The organism is Pedobacter sp. 01T416_2, assembly GCF_056398925.1.
Genome location: NZ_JBFTQI010000888.1, coordinates 1 through 2,260, shown reverse-complemented (window position 1 = coordinate 2,260; position 2,260 = coordinate 1). Strand labels below are relative to the sequence as shown.

General features: G+C 46.7%; 1 protein-coding gene. It reads left to right on the top strand.

The features are described from left to right. A partial coding sequence (locus tag AC1DPQ_RS25430) for an RHS repeat domain-containing protein (RefSeq protein WP_477611270.1) occupies positions 1-2,260 on the top strand: 2,260 nt, incomplete at both ends.

The following is a 2,260-nucleotide window of genomic DNA, read 5'->3' as shown; positions in this document are numbered from 1 at the left end:
TCTACGAGGTAAGCACATTGCTTGATCAGGTGATCCAAAATGTGTCTGCTAACGGCACCGAAATCAAAAATGAAACCGGCTTTGATGATGCTGGCAACCCAACAATCGTCCGCTCTCCAAACTATTTCAACCCACCTGCCAATTCTGTGCAGAACGATTGGGTGACACTACAGACTTTCGATTATTTAAACCAGCTACTCACACTGCAGCAAGGAACGAATGCGCCAGCTACATTTATCTATGACCAGGCTGGGAATATTCGCTTTAAACAGGATCCGCAGGGAGCAGCAGACGGAAATTTCATTTATATAAAGTATGATCTCCTCTCCCGCCCTGTTGAAACCGGCTACATTGCGGGAACCTGGAACCAACAGCAGTTGCAGCAATATGCCAATACTAACCCACTCTGGCCACAGAATACGCCGACCTGGAGACAAAAGAACGTGTATGATGGAGGTGGTATTGGTTCAAATGCAATCGGCAGAATTTCTTCCATGCAAGCCAATAATGGTACTACCGGAACCGCAGATGTAACGGAAAACCTCGCTTACGATATTTTTGGCAATGTAATTTCCGACACCCTGACCGTGAATTCTTTTGATAGCGGTAACGACCGGGTTGTTAATTACGAATACAATGATTTTGGCACCATTACCCAAATTCAATATCCGAATGAAACCTATGACTATTCTATATTTTACCAGCTAAATTCATTGAACCAGATTACCGGCATTACAGACGAGATATCATCTCAGACACCGGGCCAATCGGGAACCAGTACGATCGGAAATTTCAGCTATGATGCAACGGGTACACCTTTGGAAAATCATTTGGCGCTCGCAAATGCAACTATCAAACAGACCTATGGTTTCAATGCACCAAACTGGTTGCTGAACATCAATAATCAGAACCAGGCAGGCTCAAGCCTTTTCCAGGAAACCCTTACTTATACATCGGGAGGCTATGGCGGCGCAGGATATTTTGATGGCACCATTGCTTCTTCTGCAGCCCAGGTTAGTGGCCAGGCCAATGACCAGCTACAGTATGCCTACGACTCCATTGGCCAGCTACAGAACGCGAAAGCCCTGACAAACCCACCAGCCAGCCCATCCGCGGCACCTGATGTAAGTTATGATTCAAACGGCAACATACAGAACTTTTCGGGCAGTAGTATCTCGTGTGCCTACGCCTATAACCAAGGTAGCCAACAGGTAAACACCATTAGTGACGTCAATAACTCACAGGTGATCGCRCAGTTTGGCTATAACCATAACGGGAACGCCATTTTAATGACCACAGCTGATTCAAAGATCAGCAAACCATTTGCCCTGGGCTTTACTTACGACCCTGCTACTATGCTGGCTGTAAGTATTGCAGATACCACACAGGGTGGTGCCACGTTGAATTTCACTTACGGTTGCCGTAACGAACGATTGCTAAAAACCGTTACGGGAGGATCTACGCCTGCCGGCACAAAATTATATGTCCGGGGTACGAGCGCAATGCCATTACAGGAGATCTTTATCAGTGCAGATGGAAAAACAAGGTCCTCTGTGAACTATGTCTATGGTCCTGGTGGACTTATCGCTATGCGAAAGTTTGACGGTACTACTCTTGATCTGTATCATATCCTAAAAGATCATCTTGGGTCTGCGAGGGCGGTTATCGATCTCACTGGCAATGTGGTTGCCTCATACGAATACCTCACATTTGGCGCTTTGTCGAATGTCAATGAGCCGAGTCCCGGGTTCCTGTCTTATCTGTACACCGGTCAGGAATTTGATTCGGAAATAGGATTGTACAACTACAGGGCCCGTTTCTACAGTGCTGCCATCGGAAGGTTTATAGCAACCGACCCTGGTCGCCAGTATTTCAGTCCTTATATCTACGCATCCAACAATCCGGTGTTGTTTATTGATCCAACCGGTATGTTCTCTATCGGTAGTTTCTTCAGTGCCATCGGAGGAATAGTTATTGGAGCTGTAGAAATCCTAGTAGGTGTTGTTATCGACGTGGCGGCTGCTGTTATCGATGTACTTACGGTTGGATTGGGCACACCAGCTTCCGTTGGAATGGCGGCACTTTCCGGCTTTTTCTACGGAGCCGGTGTGAGTTCGATTACCTATTCGGCTTTTCACTTCGATGATTTTAGCTGGAAAGATTATGGTATCCAGATGGGCATTGGTGCGCTTACTGGCGCATTAAGCGGAGGTTTTGGAGCTGGTTTGGGTATTGCAGCAAAATCAGCCCAGGTAGCACT